At 63.0% G+C, this 15,508-nt stretch carries 17 protein-coding genes and 1 pseudogene; 10 read left to right on the forward strand and 8 right to left on the reverse strand.

The annotated features are described in order from the left end of the window. Positions 1 to 48: 48 nt before the first annotated feature. Entirely contained in the window at positions 49 to 801 is a 753-nt protein-coding gene (locus tag CA833_RS23290) for an SDR family NAD(P)-dependent oxidoreductase (protein ID WP_207080373.1), read from the reverse strand. Positions 802 to 916: 115 nt separating this feature from the next. Here CA833_RS23290 and CA833_RS23295 point away from each other — a divergent pair, with 115 nt between their 5' ends. Continuing rightward, positions 917 to 1,822 (forward strand): LysR family transcriptional regulator, encoded by a 906-nt coding sequence (locus CA833_RS23295; protein WP_207080374.1) that lies wholly within the window; start codon positions 917 to 919, stop codon positions 1,820 to 1,822. A 92-nt stretch (positions 1,823 to 1,914) separates the two neighbouring features. Here CA833_RS23295 and CA833_RS27210 read toward each other — a convergent pair. The 3 genes and pseudogenes from CA833_RS27210 to CA833_RS27340 form a co-directional block, all read right to left on the reverse strand. Further along, positions 1,915 to 2,298, reverse strand: a pseudogene (locus CA833_RS27210) (IS5 family transposase); the annotation flags it as partial. Next, positions 2,265 to 2,696 carry an IS5 family transposase gene (locus tag CA833_RS27215; RefSeq protein ID WP_255535884.1) on the reverse strand — a complete coding sequence of 144 codons (432 nt, stop codon included), beginning with the start codon at positions 2,694 to 2,696 and terminating at the stop codon, positions 2,265 to 2,267. The pseudogene CA833_RS27210 and the gene CA833_RS27215, both read right to left, overlap by 34 nt. Before the next feature lie 55 nt (positions 2,697 to 2,751). After that, positions 2,752 to 3,030, reverse strand: a complete 279-nt coding sequence (locus CA833_RS27340) for a CPCC family cysteine-rich protein (RefSeq protein ID WP_207080375.1) — start codon at positions 3,028 to 3,030, stop codon at positions 2,752 to 2,754. 528 nt (positions 3,031 to 3,558) lie between these two features. Between CA833_RS27340 and CA833_RS23310 the strand changes: the two genes are divergently transcribed. The 4 genes from CA833_RS23310 to CA833_RS23325 all read left to right on the forward strand — a co-directional run bounded on the left by CA833_RS23310 (position 3,559) and on the right by CA833_RS23325 (position 6,712). Further along, positions 3,559 to 4,437: a LysR family transcriptional regulator gene (locus CA833_RS23310; protein ID WP_242526446.1), complete on the forward strand. Its 879-nt coding sequence runs from the start codon at positions 3,559 to 3,561 to the stop codon at positions 4,435 to 4,437. A 132-nt stretch (positions 4,438 to 4,569) separates the two neighbouring features. Beyond that, a complete protein-coding gene (locus CA833_RS23315; protein WP_207080377.1) occupies positions 4,570 to 5,547 on the forward strand; it encodes an alpha/beta fold hydrolase in 978 nt (325 codons plus the stop codon). Positions 5,548 to 5,612: 65 nt separating this feature from the next. Further along, positions 5,613 to 6,242 (forward strand): pyridoxamine 5'-phosphate oxidase family protein, encoded by a 630-nt coding sequence (locus CA833_RS23320; protein ID WP_207080378.1) that lies wholly within the window; start codon positions 5,613 to 5,615, stop codon positions 6,240 to 6,242. Then, on the forward strand, positions 6,242 to 6,712 hold the full coding sequence (locus CA833_RS23325) for a nuclear transport factor 2 family protein (RefSeq protein ID WP_207081295.1): 471 nt from the start codon (positions 6,242 to 6,244) through the stop codon (positions 6,710 to 6,712). Before CA833_RS23320 ends, CA833_RS23325 begins: the two co-directional genes overlap by 1 nt. Positions 6,713 to 6,884: 172 nt before the next feature. On the opposite strand, the gene CA833_RS23330 is transcribed toward CA833_RS23325, so the two are convergent. Further along, positions 6,885 to 7,769 carry a LysR family transcriptional regulator gene (locus tag CA833_RS23330; RefSeq protein ID WP_207080379.1) on the reverse strand — a complete coding sequence of 295 codons (885 nt, stop codon included), beginning with the start codon at positions 7,767 to 7,769 and terminating at the stop codon, positions 6,885 to 6,887. 90 nt (positions 7,770 to 7,859) lie between these two features. Here CA833_RS23330 and CA833_RS23335 point away from each other — a divergent pair, with 90 nt between their 5' ends. From CA833_RS23335 to CA833_RS23345, 3 genes are read left to right on the forward strand one after another with little or no spacing between them, the layout of a single operon-like run. Next, a complete protein-coding gene (locus tag CA833_RS23335; protein WP_207080380.1) occupies positions 7,860 to 8,357 on the forward strand; it encodes a lactoylglutathione lyase family protein in 498 nt (165 codons plus the stop codon). Continuing rightward, positions 8,350 to 9,330 (forward strand): zinc-binding dehydrogenase, encoded by a 981-nt coding sequence (locus tag CA833_RS23340; RefSeq protein WP_207080381.1) that lies wholly within the window; start codon positions 8,350 to 8,352, stop codon positions 9,328 to 9,330. The genes CA833_RS23335 and CA833_RS23340 overlap by 8 nt, the downstream gene beginning before the upstream one ends. Positions 9,331 to 9,355: 25 nt before the next feature. Next, a complete protein-coding gene (locus CA833_RS23345) occupies positions 9,356 to 10,474 on the forward strand; it encodes an NADH:flavin oxidoreductase/NADH oxidase (RefSeq protein WP_207080382.1) in 1,119 nt (372 codons plus the stop codon). A 37-nt stretch (positions 10,475 to 10,511) separates the two neighbouring features. Here the strand turns inward: CA833_RS23345 and CA833_RS23350 are convergent, their stop codons facing one another. Then, entirely contained in the window at positions 10,512 to 11,021 is a 510-nt protein-coding gene (locus tag CA833_RS23350; RefSeq protein WP_207080383.1) for an SRPBCC domain-containing protein, read from the reverse strand. A 90-nt stretch (positions 11,022 to 11,111) separates the two neighbouring features. Between CA833_RS23350 and CA833_RS23355 the strand changes: the two genes are divergently transcribed. Continuing rightward, positions 11,112 to 12,023 carry a LysR family transcriptional regulator gene (locus tag CA833_RS23355; RefSeq protein WP_207080384.1) on the forward strand — a complete coding sequence of 304 codons (912 nt, stop codon included), beginning with the start codon at positions 11,112 to 11,114 and terminating at the stop codon, positions 12,021 to 12,023. A gap of 129 nt (positions 12,024 to 12,152) precedes the next feature. Here the strand turns inward: CA833_RS23355 and CA833_RS23360 are convergent, their stop codons facing one another. Both CA833_RS23360 and CA833_RS23365 read right to left on the reverse strand, forming a co-directional pair. Then, positions 12,153 to 13,067, reverse strand: a complete 915-nt coding sequence (locus tag CA833_RS23360; RefSeq protein WP_142639414.1) for an alpha/beta hydrolase — start codon at positions 13,065 to 13,067, stop codon at positions 12,153 to 12,155. Between the two features lie 366 nt (positions 13,068 to 13,433). Then, positions 13,434 to 14,309, reverse strand: coding sequence for a LysR family transcriptional regulator (locus tag CA833_RS23365; protein ID WP_207080385.1), 876 nt, complete (start codon positions 14,307 to 14,309; stop codon positions 13,434 to 13,436). A 108-nt stretch (positions 14,310 to 14,417) separates the two neighbouring features. Here CA833_RS23365 and CA833_RS23370 point away from each other — a divergent pair, with 108 nt between their 5' ends. After that, entirely contained in the window at positions 14,418 to 15,479 is a 1,062-nt protein-coding gene (locus CA833_RS23370; protein ID WP_207080386.1) for an alkene reductase, read from the forward strand. Positions 15,480 to 15,508: the final 29 nt, after the last annotated feature.

The following is a 15,508-nucleotide window of genomic DNA, read 5'->3' on the forward strand; positions in this document are numbered from 1 at the left end:
TGAACTGCTGCACGAGGCAACACTCCCTCCGGCCTTCGGGTTTGATGATCAGATCTGCACCTGACCGCCGTCGACAAAAAGTTCGACACCGTTGACGAAGCTGGCGTCGTCAGAGGCCAGGAACAGCACCGCCCTGGCAATTTCCTCGGGCTGGCCTACGCGGCCTGCCGGGATCAGGCTGGCAAGATAGTCCTTTGTTCCCTGCGCCTGCTCGCCGCCGCCAAACAGGTGGTTGAGGCCGGCGGTGTCCGTGACGCCGGGACTGATGGCGTTCACGCGGATGTGCCGATCCTTGAGGTCCAGGATCCAGTTGCGCGCGAAGTTGCGCACCGCCGCCTTGGTGGCGGAGTAGACGCTGAAGGCTGGCGTGCCCGATATGCTGGTGGTCGAACTCGTCAGGATGATCGAAGCGCCGTTCTTCAACAGCGGCAGCGCCTTCTGGACCGTGAACAGGACGCCCTTCACATTGGTGTCGAAGGTGCTCTGATAGTGCTCCTCGGTGATCGAACCAAGCGGAAGCATCTCGCCGCCGCCCGCATTGGCGAACACGACGTCGATCTGCGCATGCTTCTGCTGGACGGCATCATAGAGCCGGTCGATATCGGCAAGGCTCGCCATGTCGCCCTGCACGCCCGTCACCCGGCCGCCGATCGCCTTCACGGCGGCGTCGAGCGTTTCCTGTCGCCTCCCGGTGATGAAGACCGAGGCGCCCTCCTCCGCGAAAGCCTTCGCCGTGGCCAGCCCGATGCCGCTCGTGCCGCCGGTCACAACCACCACCTTGTTGTTGAACTTGTCCGTCATCGTCTTTCTCCTTCTGGTTTCGGCGAAGCGCCGTTGCCCTCAAGAGATGCTCTCAGAACGATGGTGCGTGTAGTGAGCAAATATGGCACTTAGCGTTCCATAGGAGGAACGCTAAGTGCGTATCGATCTGAACGACTATGCCTATTTTGCCGAAGTGGTGACCCATGGCGGCTTTGCGGCGGCAGGGCGCGCACTGCGGGAACCCAAGTCCAAGCTGAGCCGCCGCATCGCAGGTCTGGAGGAACGCCTCGGCCTCCGCCTGATCGAGCGGTCGAGCCGGCGCTTCCGTGTAACGGATACAGGACTCGCTTTCTATGAGCGTTGCCGGACCATATTGCTTGAAGCGGAGCAGGCGGAGGCACTCGTCTTGCAGGCGCAGGCTGAACCTCATGGCCGGATACGCTTCAGTTGCCCCACCGGCATGATCGGGCCGATATCGGGCCTGATATCCTCTTTCCTCGCCCGCTATCCCAAGGTGCGGTTGCAACTCGTGGCAACGGACCGCGCAGTGGATTTGATTGAAGAGCGGATCGATCTGGCCCTGCGGGTGCGCGCAACACTCACCAGTGATGCCGCCCTCACTATGCGCTCGCTCGGGAGATCAACCCGTATCCTCGTCGCCTGTCCTCAACTGGCAAGCCAGGTTTCTGAAGTATCTCAACTGGCGACAATTCCAACACTGGCGACCGATGACGCGGCAGACGATCTGGAATGGCATCTGGAGACCGAGGACGGCAGGGAGCATGTCTTCCGGGTCGAGCCTCGAATGGCCTGCACGGACATGGCGGCTGTGCGAGAGGCGGCCATTGATGGACTTGGTGTCGCAATCCTGCCCGATCATGTCTGCCGCGAGGCATTGCTCGCGGGCAAGCTTGTCCATGTGCTGCCTGCCTGGCGCGGGCTTCAAGGCAACGTGCATCTGGTCTTCACGACACGCCGGGGCTTGCCTCCAGCTGTGCGCGCGCTGATCGATCATCTCGCCGCAGGGTTTCCTCGAGATGTGGTTGCCCGGACACCCTGAGATCAGGCCGTAAACTCATTAACGGCACCATCGAGGCTTGAAGCTAAATGGTTCAGCGTGAGGAAGGAAGGCGACGGAATATGTCGATATATCTAGGTCCTGTTGACAAAGTTCGGCAGCCATCTGCGAATGGCAGCAAGATTGAGGAAGCTGGCGAACGACAGTGCGGTCTTGCCATATCGGGTAGCGATGCGGCGCTGATGTTTGATGTATCCGAACATACGCTCGATGCGGTTGCGGTCCCGGTATCGACGGAAGTCGCAGGCGATAGGCTCCCGCCGGTTAGCCTTTGGCGGGATGATCGGCAGGATGTCTCGCATCAGCAGGTTCGCCCGCACAGCGTCGCCGTCATATCCTTTGTCCGCCAGCAGCGCTTTGGGCTTGGTGACGGGTAATGCCATCAGGTCATCTACTGCCCCATAATCGGATGCCTCGCCGCCGGTCAGGATGAAGCCGAGAGGGCGTCCCTGATTGTCACAGCGGGCGTGGACCTTGCACGTAAAGCCGCCGCGTGATCGACCAAAAGCCTCCTTGTGAGTCCCCCTTTAGCGCCCGCTGCCGAAACGTGGCCGCGCACTGTAGTGCTATCAATCATGTGCTGCCAGTCGTCCGTCTGACCGAACTCGACCAGCGTAGCCAGGATTGCATCCCAGACGCCTTGCTCGGCCCAGCGCCGGAACCGGACATAAATCGAGTTCCACTTGCCGTAGCGCTCATGCATGTCGCGCCACGGGCAACCCACGCGCAGCACATGAAGCATGCCGTTGAGAAATCGCCGATTGTCGTGAGCCGGTCGCGACTTGCGCCCGCGTTCGGAGGGCAGCAGCCCCTCGATCTCGTCCCATTCCTCATCCGTCAGATCACCACGAGCCATTGCCAATCCCCGTAAAGAGCAGCCTTGAATCAGAGATCAGGCCGTTTGGGAATTGTCAGAGCTCCGCTTCTAAGGGTGGCCGTACATTTTTGCGGTAACGATCTTCGCAGGCACCGCACTCAGCGAAATTAACGCGCGCCTGAAGCAGTGAAAGCGAGCCGTTTGGACCGCCCCGGACCAGCTCAGCGTTGTGGTCATCTTGGCCGTCATCTTCCCAAAAACACACTGGACAAATCTCGTAGCTGCCTCGCTCCGAAAGTGTAGCGAAACGGCAGCAGGGACACCTGAAGGTCCGTCCTTCCGTGTAGGGTTCAATGACGTTGCGCAATTTCACTCAGGCGAAGTCGCAATGGACACCAACTTTGTCAACAGGACCTAGGTTTCCTGACGCAGCGATGGACCATTTTGGTCAAGCGAAGCTCACCTTAAGGTAAACCTCGAAGGGGCGTCCCAATGGCTTCCATCTCGAACCGAACCGGCCTTGGACGGGCAACCAGCCCGCCCCGCGGCAACTTCGGCCCGAGTTGTTCGCCATTTGAGCGCCTCGACGGTGCCGTTTCTGAGTTCACGACCAAGTAGCTGAGGGTCTGTTCCGGGTCAGATCTCCATCGTTTTGGCCTGCTATGCATCCGGCACGCGTGGTTAAACCCGTCGTCATCCTGAAACGCGTTCAAGTTGATGTTCGGGGGAGGCAAAACGAGGGGAACGGGCTTCACACCTCAAGCGTCTTCCCGGTGCAGCCTGACAGCTTGGACTCGATTCCGGAAACCGGCCGAAAGCATTGACCCCTTGTGCGGTTTTCGCCCATCTCAATCGACGCACTGTGTTGACGGAGGACGCAATTTTGGATCGCTGGCAAGCCATGAGGATTTTCATCCGGGTGGCCGAAACCGCGAGCTTTGCCGAGGCGGCACGGCAATTGCACCTCAGTCCGCCGGTCGTCACGCGCGCGATTTCCTATCTGGAAGACCAGATCGGCGTGCGCCTGTTGGCGCGTACCACGCGATCTGTGAAGATGACCGAAGCCGGGCAGCGCTACTTCGACGATTGCCGGCGCATCCTGGCCGATATCGCCGAGGCCGAGGCATCGGCCGCGGGATCGCACGGCAACCCGGCGGGCACGCTGGTCGTCACCGCGCCGGTCCTGTTCGGCCAGATGCACGTGCTGCCGGTGCTGTTGGAATATCTCGATCTCTATCCGCGGGTGACCGGTAGAAGCCTGTTCCTCGACCGCAGCGTGAACATTGTCGAGGAAGGGATCGATGTCGCGATCAGGATCGGCAACCTACCGCCTTCGGGCCTGACGGCGACGCGCGTGGGCTGGGTACGGCGCAGGATCTGCGGGTCACCGGCCTATTTCGCACAGCACGGCGTTCCCCGCTCGCCTGCCGATCTGGCGGACCACCGCGTCATCCTGCCGACGGGGGCCTGGGTTTCACCCGAATGGCACTTCGGCGCGGACTCGCGCACAAGCGTCACCGTTCACCCGCGCCTGTACTGCAACACCAACCAGGCCGCCATCGACGCAGCCGAACAGGGCTGGGGCATTACCCGCGTCCTGTCCTACCAGATCGCCCCGGCACTGGCGCAAGGGCGTCTCCAGACCGTGCTCGAGGAGCATGAGGAAAGCCCTATTCCGATCCACGTGGTCCATGGCGAGGGCCGGCGCGCGACGGCCAAGGTCCGCGCCTTCGTCGACCTCGCCGTCGAAAGGCTGCGCGACAACCCGTTGCTGCAATAGGCTTCGGCGCATAATTCCATTTTCCGGAACAATGACTTCCGCATTTGCGAAATTATCGCACGGCAGAGCAAGAATTATACCGTCCTCCAGAGGCTGACGCAGATCGCTCAGCAATATCGACGAGGGCGTGCCATGACCAAGCAACTGATCCTGTCCCTGATGCTCGCAAGCGCGGCGATTGCCGCTCCCACCGGCGCGATGGCCGCCCCTGCGCAGCAGATCACCGCGAGTAGCGCGGCATCGACGACCGTTCACTACCGCACCGCCACCATCGAGGGCGTGAGCATGGCCTACCGCGAAGCAGGCCCGGCCGATGGTCCCGTGGTCCTGCTGCTCCACGGCTTCCCCACCAGCTCGCACATGTTCCGCAACCTGATCCCGCTGCTCGCGGACCGTTATCATGTGATCGCGCCCGACTATCCCGGATTCGGCGACAGCGACGCGCCCGATCATACGCAATTCGCATACAGCTTCGAACACTATGCGGACATGGTCGACGCGCTGATGGGCCAGATTGGTGCCCAGCGCTACGCGATGTACGTCATGGATTACGGCGCGCCCGTCGGCTACCGGCTCGCGCTCAAGCACCCCGAGCGGGTGAGCGGGCTCATCGTCCAGAACGGTAACGCCTACGACGAAGGGCTCGGCGCGTTCTGGGATCCGATCAAGGCCTACTGGAAGAGCGGTTCGGCGAAGGATCGAGCAGCGCAGGCCTGGCTGGTGACCGCCAAGGCAACCAAGTTCCAGTACACCGATGGTGTGCGCGACCTGTCGCGGATCAGCCCGGATAACTGGGTCCACGACCAGGCCCTGCTCGACCGGCCGGGCAACAGCGAGATCCAGCTCGACCTCTTCTACGACTATCGCACCAATGTTCCGCTCTACCCGCAGTTCCAGCAGTTCTTCCGCGAGCGCAAGCCGCCGACGATCATCCTGTGGGGCAAGAACGACACGATCTTCCCCGAGCCCGGCGCCCACCCCTACTTGCGCGACCTGCCGGAGGCCGAGCTCCACATTCTCGACACCGGGCATTTCGCCCTCGAGGACAAGCTCGACGAGATGGCGCCGCTGATCCGCGACTTCCTCGATCGCAAGGTCGCAAAGCGCTGAACGCACGCGGGGCGGCCCCTCGACGCCGCCCCGCCCGCCTGTTTCCGTCCAACCGGAGATGCACCATGTCCTACGGATTTCTCGACGTGGCCATGACCCCCAGCGTGCGCGCGGCGCAGGCCGAAATGGGTGCCGACAGGCAATGGGCCCATTTCGAAGGGAGCCGCGAATTCGACCGGTTCACCGCGAACGAAGCCGCCTTCATCGCCGCTCGCGACAGCTTTTACCTCGGCACCGTCTCGCAAGACGGCTGGCCCTATGTCCAGCACCGCGGCGGCCCCGCCGGGTTTCTCAAGGTGGTGGACGATCGCACGCTGGCCTTCGCCGACTACCGCGGCAACCGGCAGTACATCAGCACCGGCAACCTGGCGGCCAACGACCGGGCCTCGCTGTTCCTGATCGACTACCCCCGTCGCATGCGGCTCAAGATCTATGCCCATGTCGACAAGCTCTCGCTTGATGAGGATCCGGCACTTGCCGATCGCGTCCTCGACAAAGGCTACAAGGCGAAGCCGGAGCGCATCTTCCGGTTCCGGCTGAAGGCCTTCGACTGGAACTGCCCCCAGCACATCACCCCGCGCTTCACCGAGCGCGAGATCCAGCAGGCGGTCCGCCCGCTGCACGAGCGCATCGCCGAACTCGAAGCGGAAAACGAGGCGCTGCGCCTCCGGTCCGGAAACCAAGGAGAAGCATGATGGAAAGTCCACGCCCGCCGCTGCCGCCATTCACCATAGAGACGGCGACCGAAAAGGTCCGTCTCGCCGAGGACGGCTGGAACAGCCGCGATCCGGCCAGGGTTGCCCTGGCCTATACACCCGACAGCCAGTGGCGAAATCGCGGCGAATTCCTGAACGGTCGGCCTGCCATCATCGCCTTCCTGACACGCAAGTGGCAGCGGGAGCTGGACTACCGGCTGATCAAGGAGCTCTGGGCCTTCCGCGACAACCGTATCGCCGTTCGCTTCGCCTATGAGTGGCATGATGACAGTGGCAACTGGTTCCGCTCTTACGGCAACGAGAACTGGGAATTTGACGAGGCGGGGCTGATGCGTCGGCGCCTGGCCTGCATCAACGACACCCCGATCGCGGTCGAAGACCGGCGCTTCCACTGGCCGCTCGGTCGGCGTCCCGACGAGCACACAGGGCTCAGCGACCTCGGCTTCTAGCAGTTGCGTCTAACCTGTATCAGGCGAAGCTCATTCGGAACGCCGACCGTCACGCCTGCCCGGTGATGGTCGCAACTCCGACCCTTCGCGGACGCTCAGCTGCCAATTTTCGATGCCCAAGTACGGTCGGTCTGCTATTCGCTAGCTATCGTCCAGAAGGTGGGCTCAAAGTTTATTGGGCCATAGGATCCTGAAGGGAAGCGCGCAGGTTCGAGAGAACCTCGCGCATTCGGGCCGTCAGGGGCCATTCGCTACGATGGAGAAGCCACAGGGTATCGACCACGGGCGGACCATTTCCCGCCACCAGGATCTGCTCGGGATTGCGAAACGCCTGCCGGGCGTAACGCGGCAGGACCGTGAAACCAAGCCCACGGGCAACCGGTTCCAGAATGAGGGCAATCTGGTTCGTGAAGCCTCGGATAGGCAGGCGAGAGAGACCGGGATTACCAGGAAAACGTAGCGACAAGAGCCGCTTGGCCATGGCCATTCCATCGGGGTGGTCGATGAAGCCCAGGCGCTCGAGATCGCCCCAGGCGTTCACCTCGCTGGCCGCGGGCACAATCAGTTCCAGGGGTTCGTGCAGGAAAGGCGTAACGCTCAGCCGCGCATCGTCGGGGCGCGTCGTCGACAATCCAACCTCGAACCGGGCATCCAGCACCGACTGGACGATCTCGGCGTCGGGAGCGAAGCGATGGCGGATGCTCAACGCCGGTTCCCGTTCCTGGATGTCGAGAAGCAGGGGATGGAGCAACAGGCCGACACTGCCGGGCGTAATCAGGCTGATCTCCCCTTCCATGCGCTCGCCGTCTGACAGTCGCGATCGCAGGCGCAAGTCCGCTTGCTCGACCTCACGCGCATAGGCGAGCATCGCATGTCCGGCCGGCGTCAGTTCGAGAGCGCGAGGGCGACGTATCACGAGCTGGCCCGCCTGCGCTTCGAGGCGCGCCATGTGCTGGCTGACGGCGGCTTGCGTCAGATTCAGGGCATCGGCGGCCCGGGTGAAGCTTCCGGTCTCCACGACGCGGACGAAGCTGGTGATCCATTGCGGGTTCATCATAACAAAGTCTTATCACAATGATAAGCTTATGACACTTTCCATTATGAGGTAAGCACCTCAGGATCCTGACTACAGATCAGGAGAACACCAATGGCCCCCTACCCCCGCAGCTTCTCGCATATCGGCCTGTCGGTCACCGACCTCGAGGAAGCCGTGAAGTTCTACACTGAAGTCATGGGCTGGTACCTCATCATGCCGCCCACCACGATCGAGGAAGACGAGACCGCCATCGGCGTCATGTGCACCGACGTCTTCGGCGCAGGTTGGGGCTCCTTCCGCATTGCCCACCTTTCGACCGGCGACCGTGTCGGCGTCGAGATCTTCCAGTTCCGCAATGCAGAGCGGCCGGAAAACAATTTCGAGTACTGGAAGACGAGCGTATTCCACTTCTGCATCCAGGACCCGGACGTCGAGGGCATGGCCGCCAAGATCGTGGCCGCCGGCGGCAAGCAGCGCATGCCCGTGCGCGAATATTTCCCCGGCGAGAAGCCCTACCGCATGGTCTATTGCGAGGATCCCTTCGGCAACATCCTCGAGGTCTACAGCCACAGCTACGAGCTGACCTATTCGGCCGGAGCCTATGCCTGAGGCTCTGCCCGAAACCTACCGCGCCTGGACCTGGGTAGCGGGCGAGGCCCCGCTCGCCCTGGTCCTGGCGACACGGCCCATGCCGCGGCCCGGCCCGGGCGAGGTCATCGTGCGCAACGCGGCGATCGGCCTCAACCCGGTGGACTGGAAGGTCCTCGGCCGCCTCGGATGGCAACCAGGCCATGTGCCCGGTGTCGACGGCGCCGGAACGGTGGTGAAGATCGGACCGGATGTCGATCCGGCCTGGCTGGGAAGCCGCGTGGCCTACCACCAGAGCCTGCAGTCGCACGGTAGCTTCGCGCAGTACACCCCCGTCGGGACATACGCGCTCATGCGTGTCCCCGACGCGCTCGACCTGGCCCTTGCCGCCAGCATGCCCTGCCCGGCGCTGACCGCCTGGCGCGCGCTCGCGAAGCTGCCCCCCGGCGGCAACCAGCGAATGCTGGTCAGCGGAGCGGGCGGCGCGGTGGGCAATTATCTCGTCCAACTGGCCGTGCAGGCGGGGTGGCGCGTCAGCGTCATGTGCAACATCCGCCACCGCGAGCGACTGGCTGGGCTAGGTGCCGTGGACTGGATCCCAGGGCCGCTCACGCAGGACGCTGAAATCGGATCGCCGCGCTTCACGGCGGTTATCGATGCAGTGGGCCCCGAACATGCCGCGCGGCTTCATCCTGGTCTGAAGGCCAACGGCCATCTCGTGTGCATCCAGGGCCGGGTACCGGACTGGCCCAGTCCGGCGTTTGGCCGTGCGCTTTCGCTACACGAAGTCGCGCTCGGCGCCCTTCACAAGCATGGCGATACCGCCGACTGGTCGATCCAGACCTCGGCGGGCGAAGATCTGTTCGCGCAGGTCGCAGCGAAGACCCTTGCGCCCGAGCCCCTTGTCCCCGGGCCCTTCGAGGACCTGCCGCGCCTGCTCGAAGCGCTGCGCAACCGCGATTTCAGCGGCAAGCCCGTGATCGGGCTCGCCTGAACCAAGTTCCACAAAAGAGGATACGATGCCCGCACTTTTCACCCCCTTTACACTCAAGGACGTGACCCTTCGCAACCGCATCGGCGTACCGCCGATGTGCCAGTACAGCGCGCGCGACGGCTACGTCAGCGAGTGGCACCTTCCCCACTACGCCGACATCGCGCGGGGCGGTGCGGGCCTCGTCATCGTCGAGGCAACTGCCGTCTCGCCCGAAGGCCGCATCACGCCGGGATGCACGGGCCTGTGGCAGGATGGACAGGTCGAGGGCATGGCCAGTATCGCCCATGCCATTGCCGCGGGCGGAGCCGTGCCCGGCATCCAGATCGGCCATGCCGGACGCAAGGCCAGTGCCAACAAGCCCTGGGAAGGCGACGACCACATCCCCAACGACCAGCCCGGTGGCTGGCAGACGATATCGCCTTCGGCCCTGGCCTTCGGTGGCGGTCTGCCCAAGGTGCCGAGCGAAATGACGCTGGACGATATCGCGCGCGTGAAGCGGGATTTCGTCGCGGCCGCAATCCGCGCGCGCGACGCCGGCTTCAAGTGGCTCGAACTGCACTTTGCGCACGGGTACCTCGCGCAGAGCTTCTTCTCGGTCCACGCCAACACGCGCACCGACGCCTATGGCGGTGACGTCACGGCGCGCAGCCGCTTCCTGATCGAGACCTTGCAGGCCGTGCGCGAAGTCTGGCCCGAGAACCTGCCACTCACCGCACGTTTCGGCGTCATCGAGTTCGATGGACGCGACGAAGAGACGCTTGCGGAGGCGATTGGCCTCGTGAAGACCTTCAAGAACGAAGGGCTCGACTTCCTGAGCGTCAGCATGGGCTTCTCGACGATTGAAGCCAACGTGCCCTGGGCCCCAGCCTTCATGGCACCGATCGCCAAGCGCGTGCGCGACGAGACCGGGCTTGCCGTCGGCACGGCCTGGGGCATGGACATTCCGCAAGACGCCGAGAAGGCCATTGCCGAACAGCAGATGGACGTCGTCTTCGCCGCGCGCGCGCACCTTGCCAATCCGCATTACCCGTTCCGCGTGGCCCGCGAACTCGGGCTATCCGCAGCGGGAAGCGTGTTGCCCGACCAATATGCCTATTGGCTGCGCCGCTATCCCGGCCCCCAAAATGGTCCGGTGATCGACTGAGGCCAGGCAGGTCAAGCTCCCAGCCTCAGTCGAACTTTCAAGCCGCTGCGCCGCGCGCAGCGGCAACCAGCCCATCAAGCCAATCCTGATGGCCGTTGATCATCGGATTCGGGCGCACAAGGGCAAGCTCCTTCGCTGGCTCCCCGTTTTGCGTTTCCTGTGTGAGAATGCGCAGGCGTTGCCCGGAAAGCTCCTCGACTAGCCAGGCATGGTGCACGTCAAGCCGATGTTCATCCTCACCCGACCACCCATGCCAGGCAATACGCGCAGGCTGGCCTTCGACAGGAGGCACACATTCCACCACCTCGGCATCGACCGGGAATCCGAAGGTCTTGAAAAAGAAGCGGTCGCCCAGTTCGAGCGCGGGGCCCTTGTCCCCATGGATCGCGATGTCCGAGCTGTTGGCGTAATAGCCCGGCCAACGCGCCGCCTCGACCAGGAAAGGCCAGATGTCGGCAACCGCAAGATCCCGGACGATAACCTCGTTCGAACAGAAATTGTCGCTAAAACCAGGAACATAGCCCGCGGGCCACTGGATTTCGCCCATATCGTACTCCTGCATGAGTGGCAAACCTGAGCACAGGATATAGGCGGGCGCTTGATATAGATAAAATCACATCCCAATATTCCTACCATCATGAAAATTGATATCAAGAACACCGACCTCAATCTCCTGAAGGCCTTCAATGCCCTTCTGGACACGCGCTCCGTTACGCGGGCGGGCGAGCGGCTTGGCCTGACCCAACCGGCCGTAAGCGGCATGCTCAACCGGCTTCGCGAGACGTTCGATGATCCGCTGTTCGTTCGCGCCCAGCGCGGGGTTCTGCCCACACCTCGAGCCGAAGCTCTCGCGGAACCGCTTCGGCGCGCGCTCGGCGAAATCGAGGCCTTGCTGCAACCCGATGCCTTCGATCCCGCGACGGCGGAGCGGACCATCGGCATCGCCGCGACCGATTACGCACAGCAGGTCGTACTTCTCCCATTCCTGAGCGCCTTGCGCACGAGCGCGCCGGGCATCCGGATTGCAATCCGGCACGTTGCGATGGAGACGCTGGCGCTCGATATGGAGCAGGGCAAGACCGACCTCGCGCTCGTCACCCCGCAGATGGCGCCCGAGAACCTGCGTGCGCGCCACCTGTTCGAGGAACACTATACCTGCGTCCTGCGCCGTGATCATCCGGCAGCGGGGCAGGCTATGGACCTCGATACGTTCTGTGCCTTGGACCACGCCCTGATGTCGCACGACGGCACTCGGTTCCAGGGTGCGACCGATCATGCCTTGGCGGCCCTCAACCGCACGAGGCGGGTCATCATGACGGCCCCCAACTTTGGTCTGGTCCTCGATCTGGTACGCACATCCAACGCCTGTGCATTACTTCCCGCCCGCTTGGTAAAAGGTCAGAAAGGTCTGCATCTTCAGGAGCCCCCTTTGCCGGTACCCGGCTTTACGAAGATTCTGGTCTGGCACGAACGGACCCACCACGATTCCGCAATGGCCTGGCTGCGCCAGCAGCTAGCGAAGAGCGTAAAAAGCGCACGCGACAACTAGATCTTGACGCTGAGTACGACCCCTCCCGGTCACTCAGCGCTCCAGTTTCGCTCCCCAGCAACGGACCGGCAGCTTTCCCATCGCCCTTCCGAGAGGATGCCGTGAAGAGACTTCCCGGTCTCGGGCACTTCACTGGTCAGGGGCTGTCTTTCTGGTCAGGAATCCCTGCATAGAAAGCCACGCGGTGAATTCGTCTAGCACGAGCGTTGTCGTGGTGTTTGGCTTTCCGAGCCCGAAACCATGGCCTCCCTGCTGGTAGCCATGAATTTCGACAGGCCGCTTGGCTGCGAGCCAGGCCTGCGCAATTGGAAAGCCCATCGAGGGAAACAGGGGGTCGTCGAGAGCGATTGCATCGAACATCGGCGATGCGTCTGCCGGAACGTCGATCTTTGCCTGCGGGCCATAGATGTACCCGAAGAAAGCAGGGCGTTCGCCCGACTTCGCGGCAAGGACGGTCTGGAGCGAGGTCATGGCGCCTGCCGAAAAACCGATCATGCCGACGCGGGCGGGGTCGACGCCCCATTTGGCGGCATGTTCGCGCACCATCTTCAGAGCGGCAAGGCCATCTTCAGTCGCTTGCGGATTGGTGAGCACCGGTTGCTTGGTCGGATCGGGAATGCCCTCCATCATCTTGGTCCAAACATATTTCCCGGCTTCGGCTTCATCCTTGGGGGTTGGCAACAGGCGATATTTCAGAACGAACGCGGCAATACCGCGATCTGCAAGGGCCTGAGCTACATCCCAGCCCTCGTGCGACATGGAAAGCGCCATGAAAGCGCCGCCGGGCGCCACGATCACAGCGGCGCCGGTCGCTTTGGCGGGATCGGGAAGAATCGGGGTCAAGGTGGGCCGCGTGACATTGCGAACCGCATAGTCCTTACCGAAGTATCGGGCCCAGTTCTCGTTGTCGGCAGATCCTGGCGTCTGGGCGCCATAGAGCGGGAGGGCGCCCGTCTCGACCGGCGCGCTTGCCGGAGCGGGTGCAGGATAGTCGGCAGGCTGCGCAGCAGCACTCCCTGCTGCTGCTACGCATGCTGTTGCCATAACAAAATATGCGGATTTACCAGTTGCCATCCACCATCTCCCCTGTTGTTGGGAAGGTGAATGACATCTACAAACGTAAAGGGTCAAATAGGCTTATTTTGCAATCCCATAGTAATTTCCTATACCTCCGTGCTGGCCGGCAGTGACAACCACTGCATCGTGAAACCAAGCCAGGCATCAGCAAGCTACGACGCGGCGGAGCTGCATTGTAGATTTCCCTGCTCATTCCCCATTAACTATTCGGGGGCGCCATATGAAGAACCGACCCATCGCTGGCGTTCAGCAGTCGACTTCTGCATCACAGGTCCGGCCGGTCCGTCATGGTATGCGGCCCGGGTCTCGTGCCCATTTCGGGGCGCGACCGGGTCAGCGCTTCGAGGCCAGCTTTTCCCTCAGGAATTCGATGAAACGCTGAGTTTTGGCTGGAAGTAGGCGGGTCTCGGTCAGGGCGTAGACGGACATGGGTTTGCCCTGCCATTCAGGCAGGATGCGTCGCAGTTGGCCGGAGCCAAGCTCGTCCGCCACGATTTCCTCGGGAACGAGGATTACGCCAATGCCCAGGGTGCTTAGCCGCTTGATCATGCCGACATTGTTGAGGTGAAAGCGTCCGCCCACGGGGACCTCGCATCGGCTGTCGCCACGGGTGAGCGTCCAGCGCCCCTCGCGGATCATGCCCATGCAATCGTGCTGCTCGAGGTCTTCCGGACTGATCGGCACGCCGCGCTGCGCGAGATACGAAGGTGCGGCATAGAGGTGCGGCACCAGCCGGGCCAGCGGCCGTGCGATGAGGTGGGAATCCGCAGGCTCTCCCATGCGGATGACGATGTCGAAGCGTTCGCTTACGAGGTCGATGTGGCGCGGTGTCAGGTCGATGTCAAAGCTGATACCGGGGTATAGCTGCGAGAATTCTGCGATGAGCGGCGCCAGGTATGTCACCGCGAAGTCCACCGGCAGCGAAGCGCGCAGCACCCCTGTCGGCTGTGCCAGCATGTCGCTCAGTTCGAGATGCGCGAGACGCGCTTCCTCGACGATGCGCTTGCTGCGCTCGAAGTAGACCAGGCCCGCCTCGGTGAGCTCGATCCGACGCGTCGTGCGGTGGAGGAGCCTGAGGCCGAGAGCCTTTTCCAACATGCCGATGCGACGCGAGACCGTCGAGTTGGGCATGCCTAATACTTCGGCAGCGCCGCGAAAGCTCCTTGCCTTCACCACTTCGACGAAGAGCGCCATGTCGTCGAGATGCATCACCCAATTGCTCCATCAGTGGATCAATGTTCTCCAGTTTGCCGCCTTTATCCCGATCGTTCGCAGGGCGATAGTGCGCTCAACTCATCCCCCCAACGGAGAAACCCCGTGAGCACCCTCTTCGAACCCGTCCGTGTCGGCCGCTATGCCCTGCCCAACCGCCTCGTCATGGCTCCGATGACGCGCAGCCGCGCCAACCTCGACGGAACCCCAGGTCCGCTTGCCGCCGACTACTATGCGCAGCGGGCCAGCATCGGCCTCATCGTGACCGAAGGCACCCAGCCCTCCGACGACGGGCAGGGCTACATGACGACCCCCGGCATCTACACGGACGGACATGTCGCGGCCTGGCGCGCGACCACCGAAGCCGTCCACGCCAAGGGGGGGCACATCTTCATCCAGCTGATGCACGCTGGCCGCATGTCGCATCCGGACAACACGCCGCACCACCGCCAGGGTGTCGCCCCGTCCGCGATCGCGCCGGGCGCGCAGATGTTCACGCCGACGGGCCTTCAGGACGCGCCGACACCGCGCGCGCTTTCGACCGATGAAGTGGCCACAACGGTTACTGACTTCGCGCACGCGGCGCGCTCTGCGATCGAGGCAGGGGCCGACGGGGTGGAGATTCATGGCGCCAATGCCTATCTTATCCAGCAGTTCCTCGCCCCCAGCGCCAACCAGCGCACCGACCGCTACGGCGGCTCGCTCGAGAACCGGGCGCGCTTTGCCATCGAGGTGGCGCGCGCCATTTCCGATGCGATCGGCGCCGACCGCACCGGCATCCGCCTGTCGCCCGGCACTCCGCTCTGGGGCATCGTAAAGGGGCCTGAGGGGCCGGACCTCTATCGTCATCTCGTCGCCGAGCTCGACAATCTGGGGCTCGCCTATCTCCACATCATGGACCAGGGTGACGAGGCGCTTCTCGTCGATATCCGCAAGCTGTGGAGCGGCATCCTGATCGTCAACCGCCCGGGGCGCCCACGCGCCGAGATCGGCGGGGATCTGGCGACCGGCCTTGCGGACCTTGAATCCTATGGACAGATGGTGCTCGCCAATCCCGACTTCGTGGCTCGCCTCGAGGCCGACGCTCCTTTCAACGAGGCTGATCGGATGAGCTACTTTGGCGGCACCGAGACGGGCTACACCGATTATCCGGCACTTATCGCCTGAGGGAGGCTCGCGATGCCTGCGCCCCTTGC

It is taken from the genome of Novosphingobium sp. KA1, from assembly GCF_017309955.1.
Taxonomy (GTDB): Bacteria; Pseudomonadota; Alphaproteobacteria; order Sphingomonadales; family Sphingomonadaceae; genus Novosphingobium.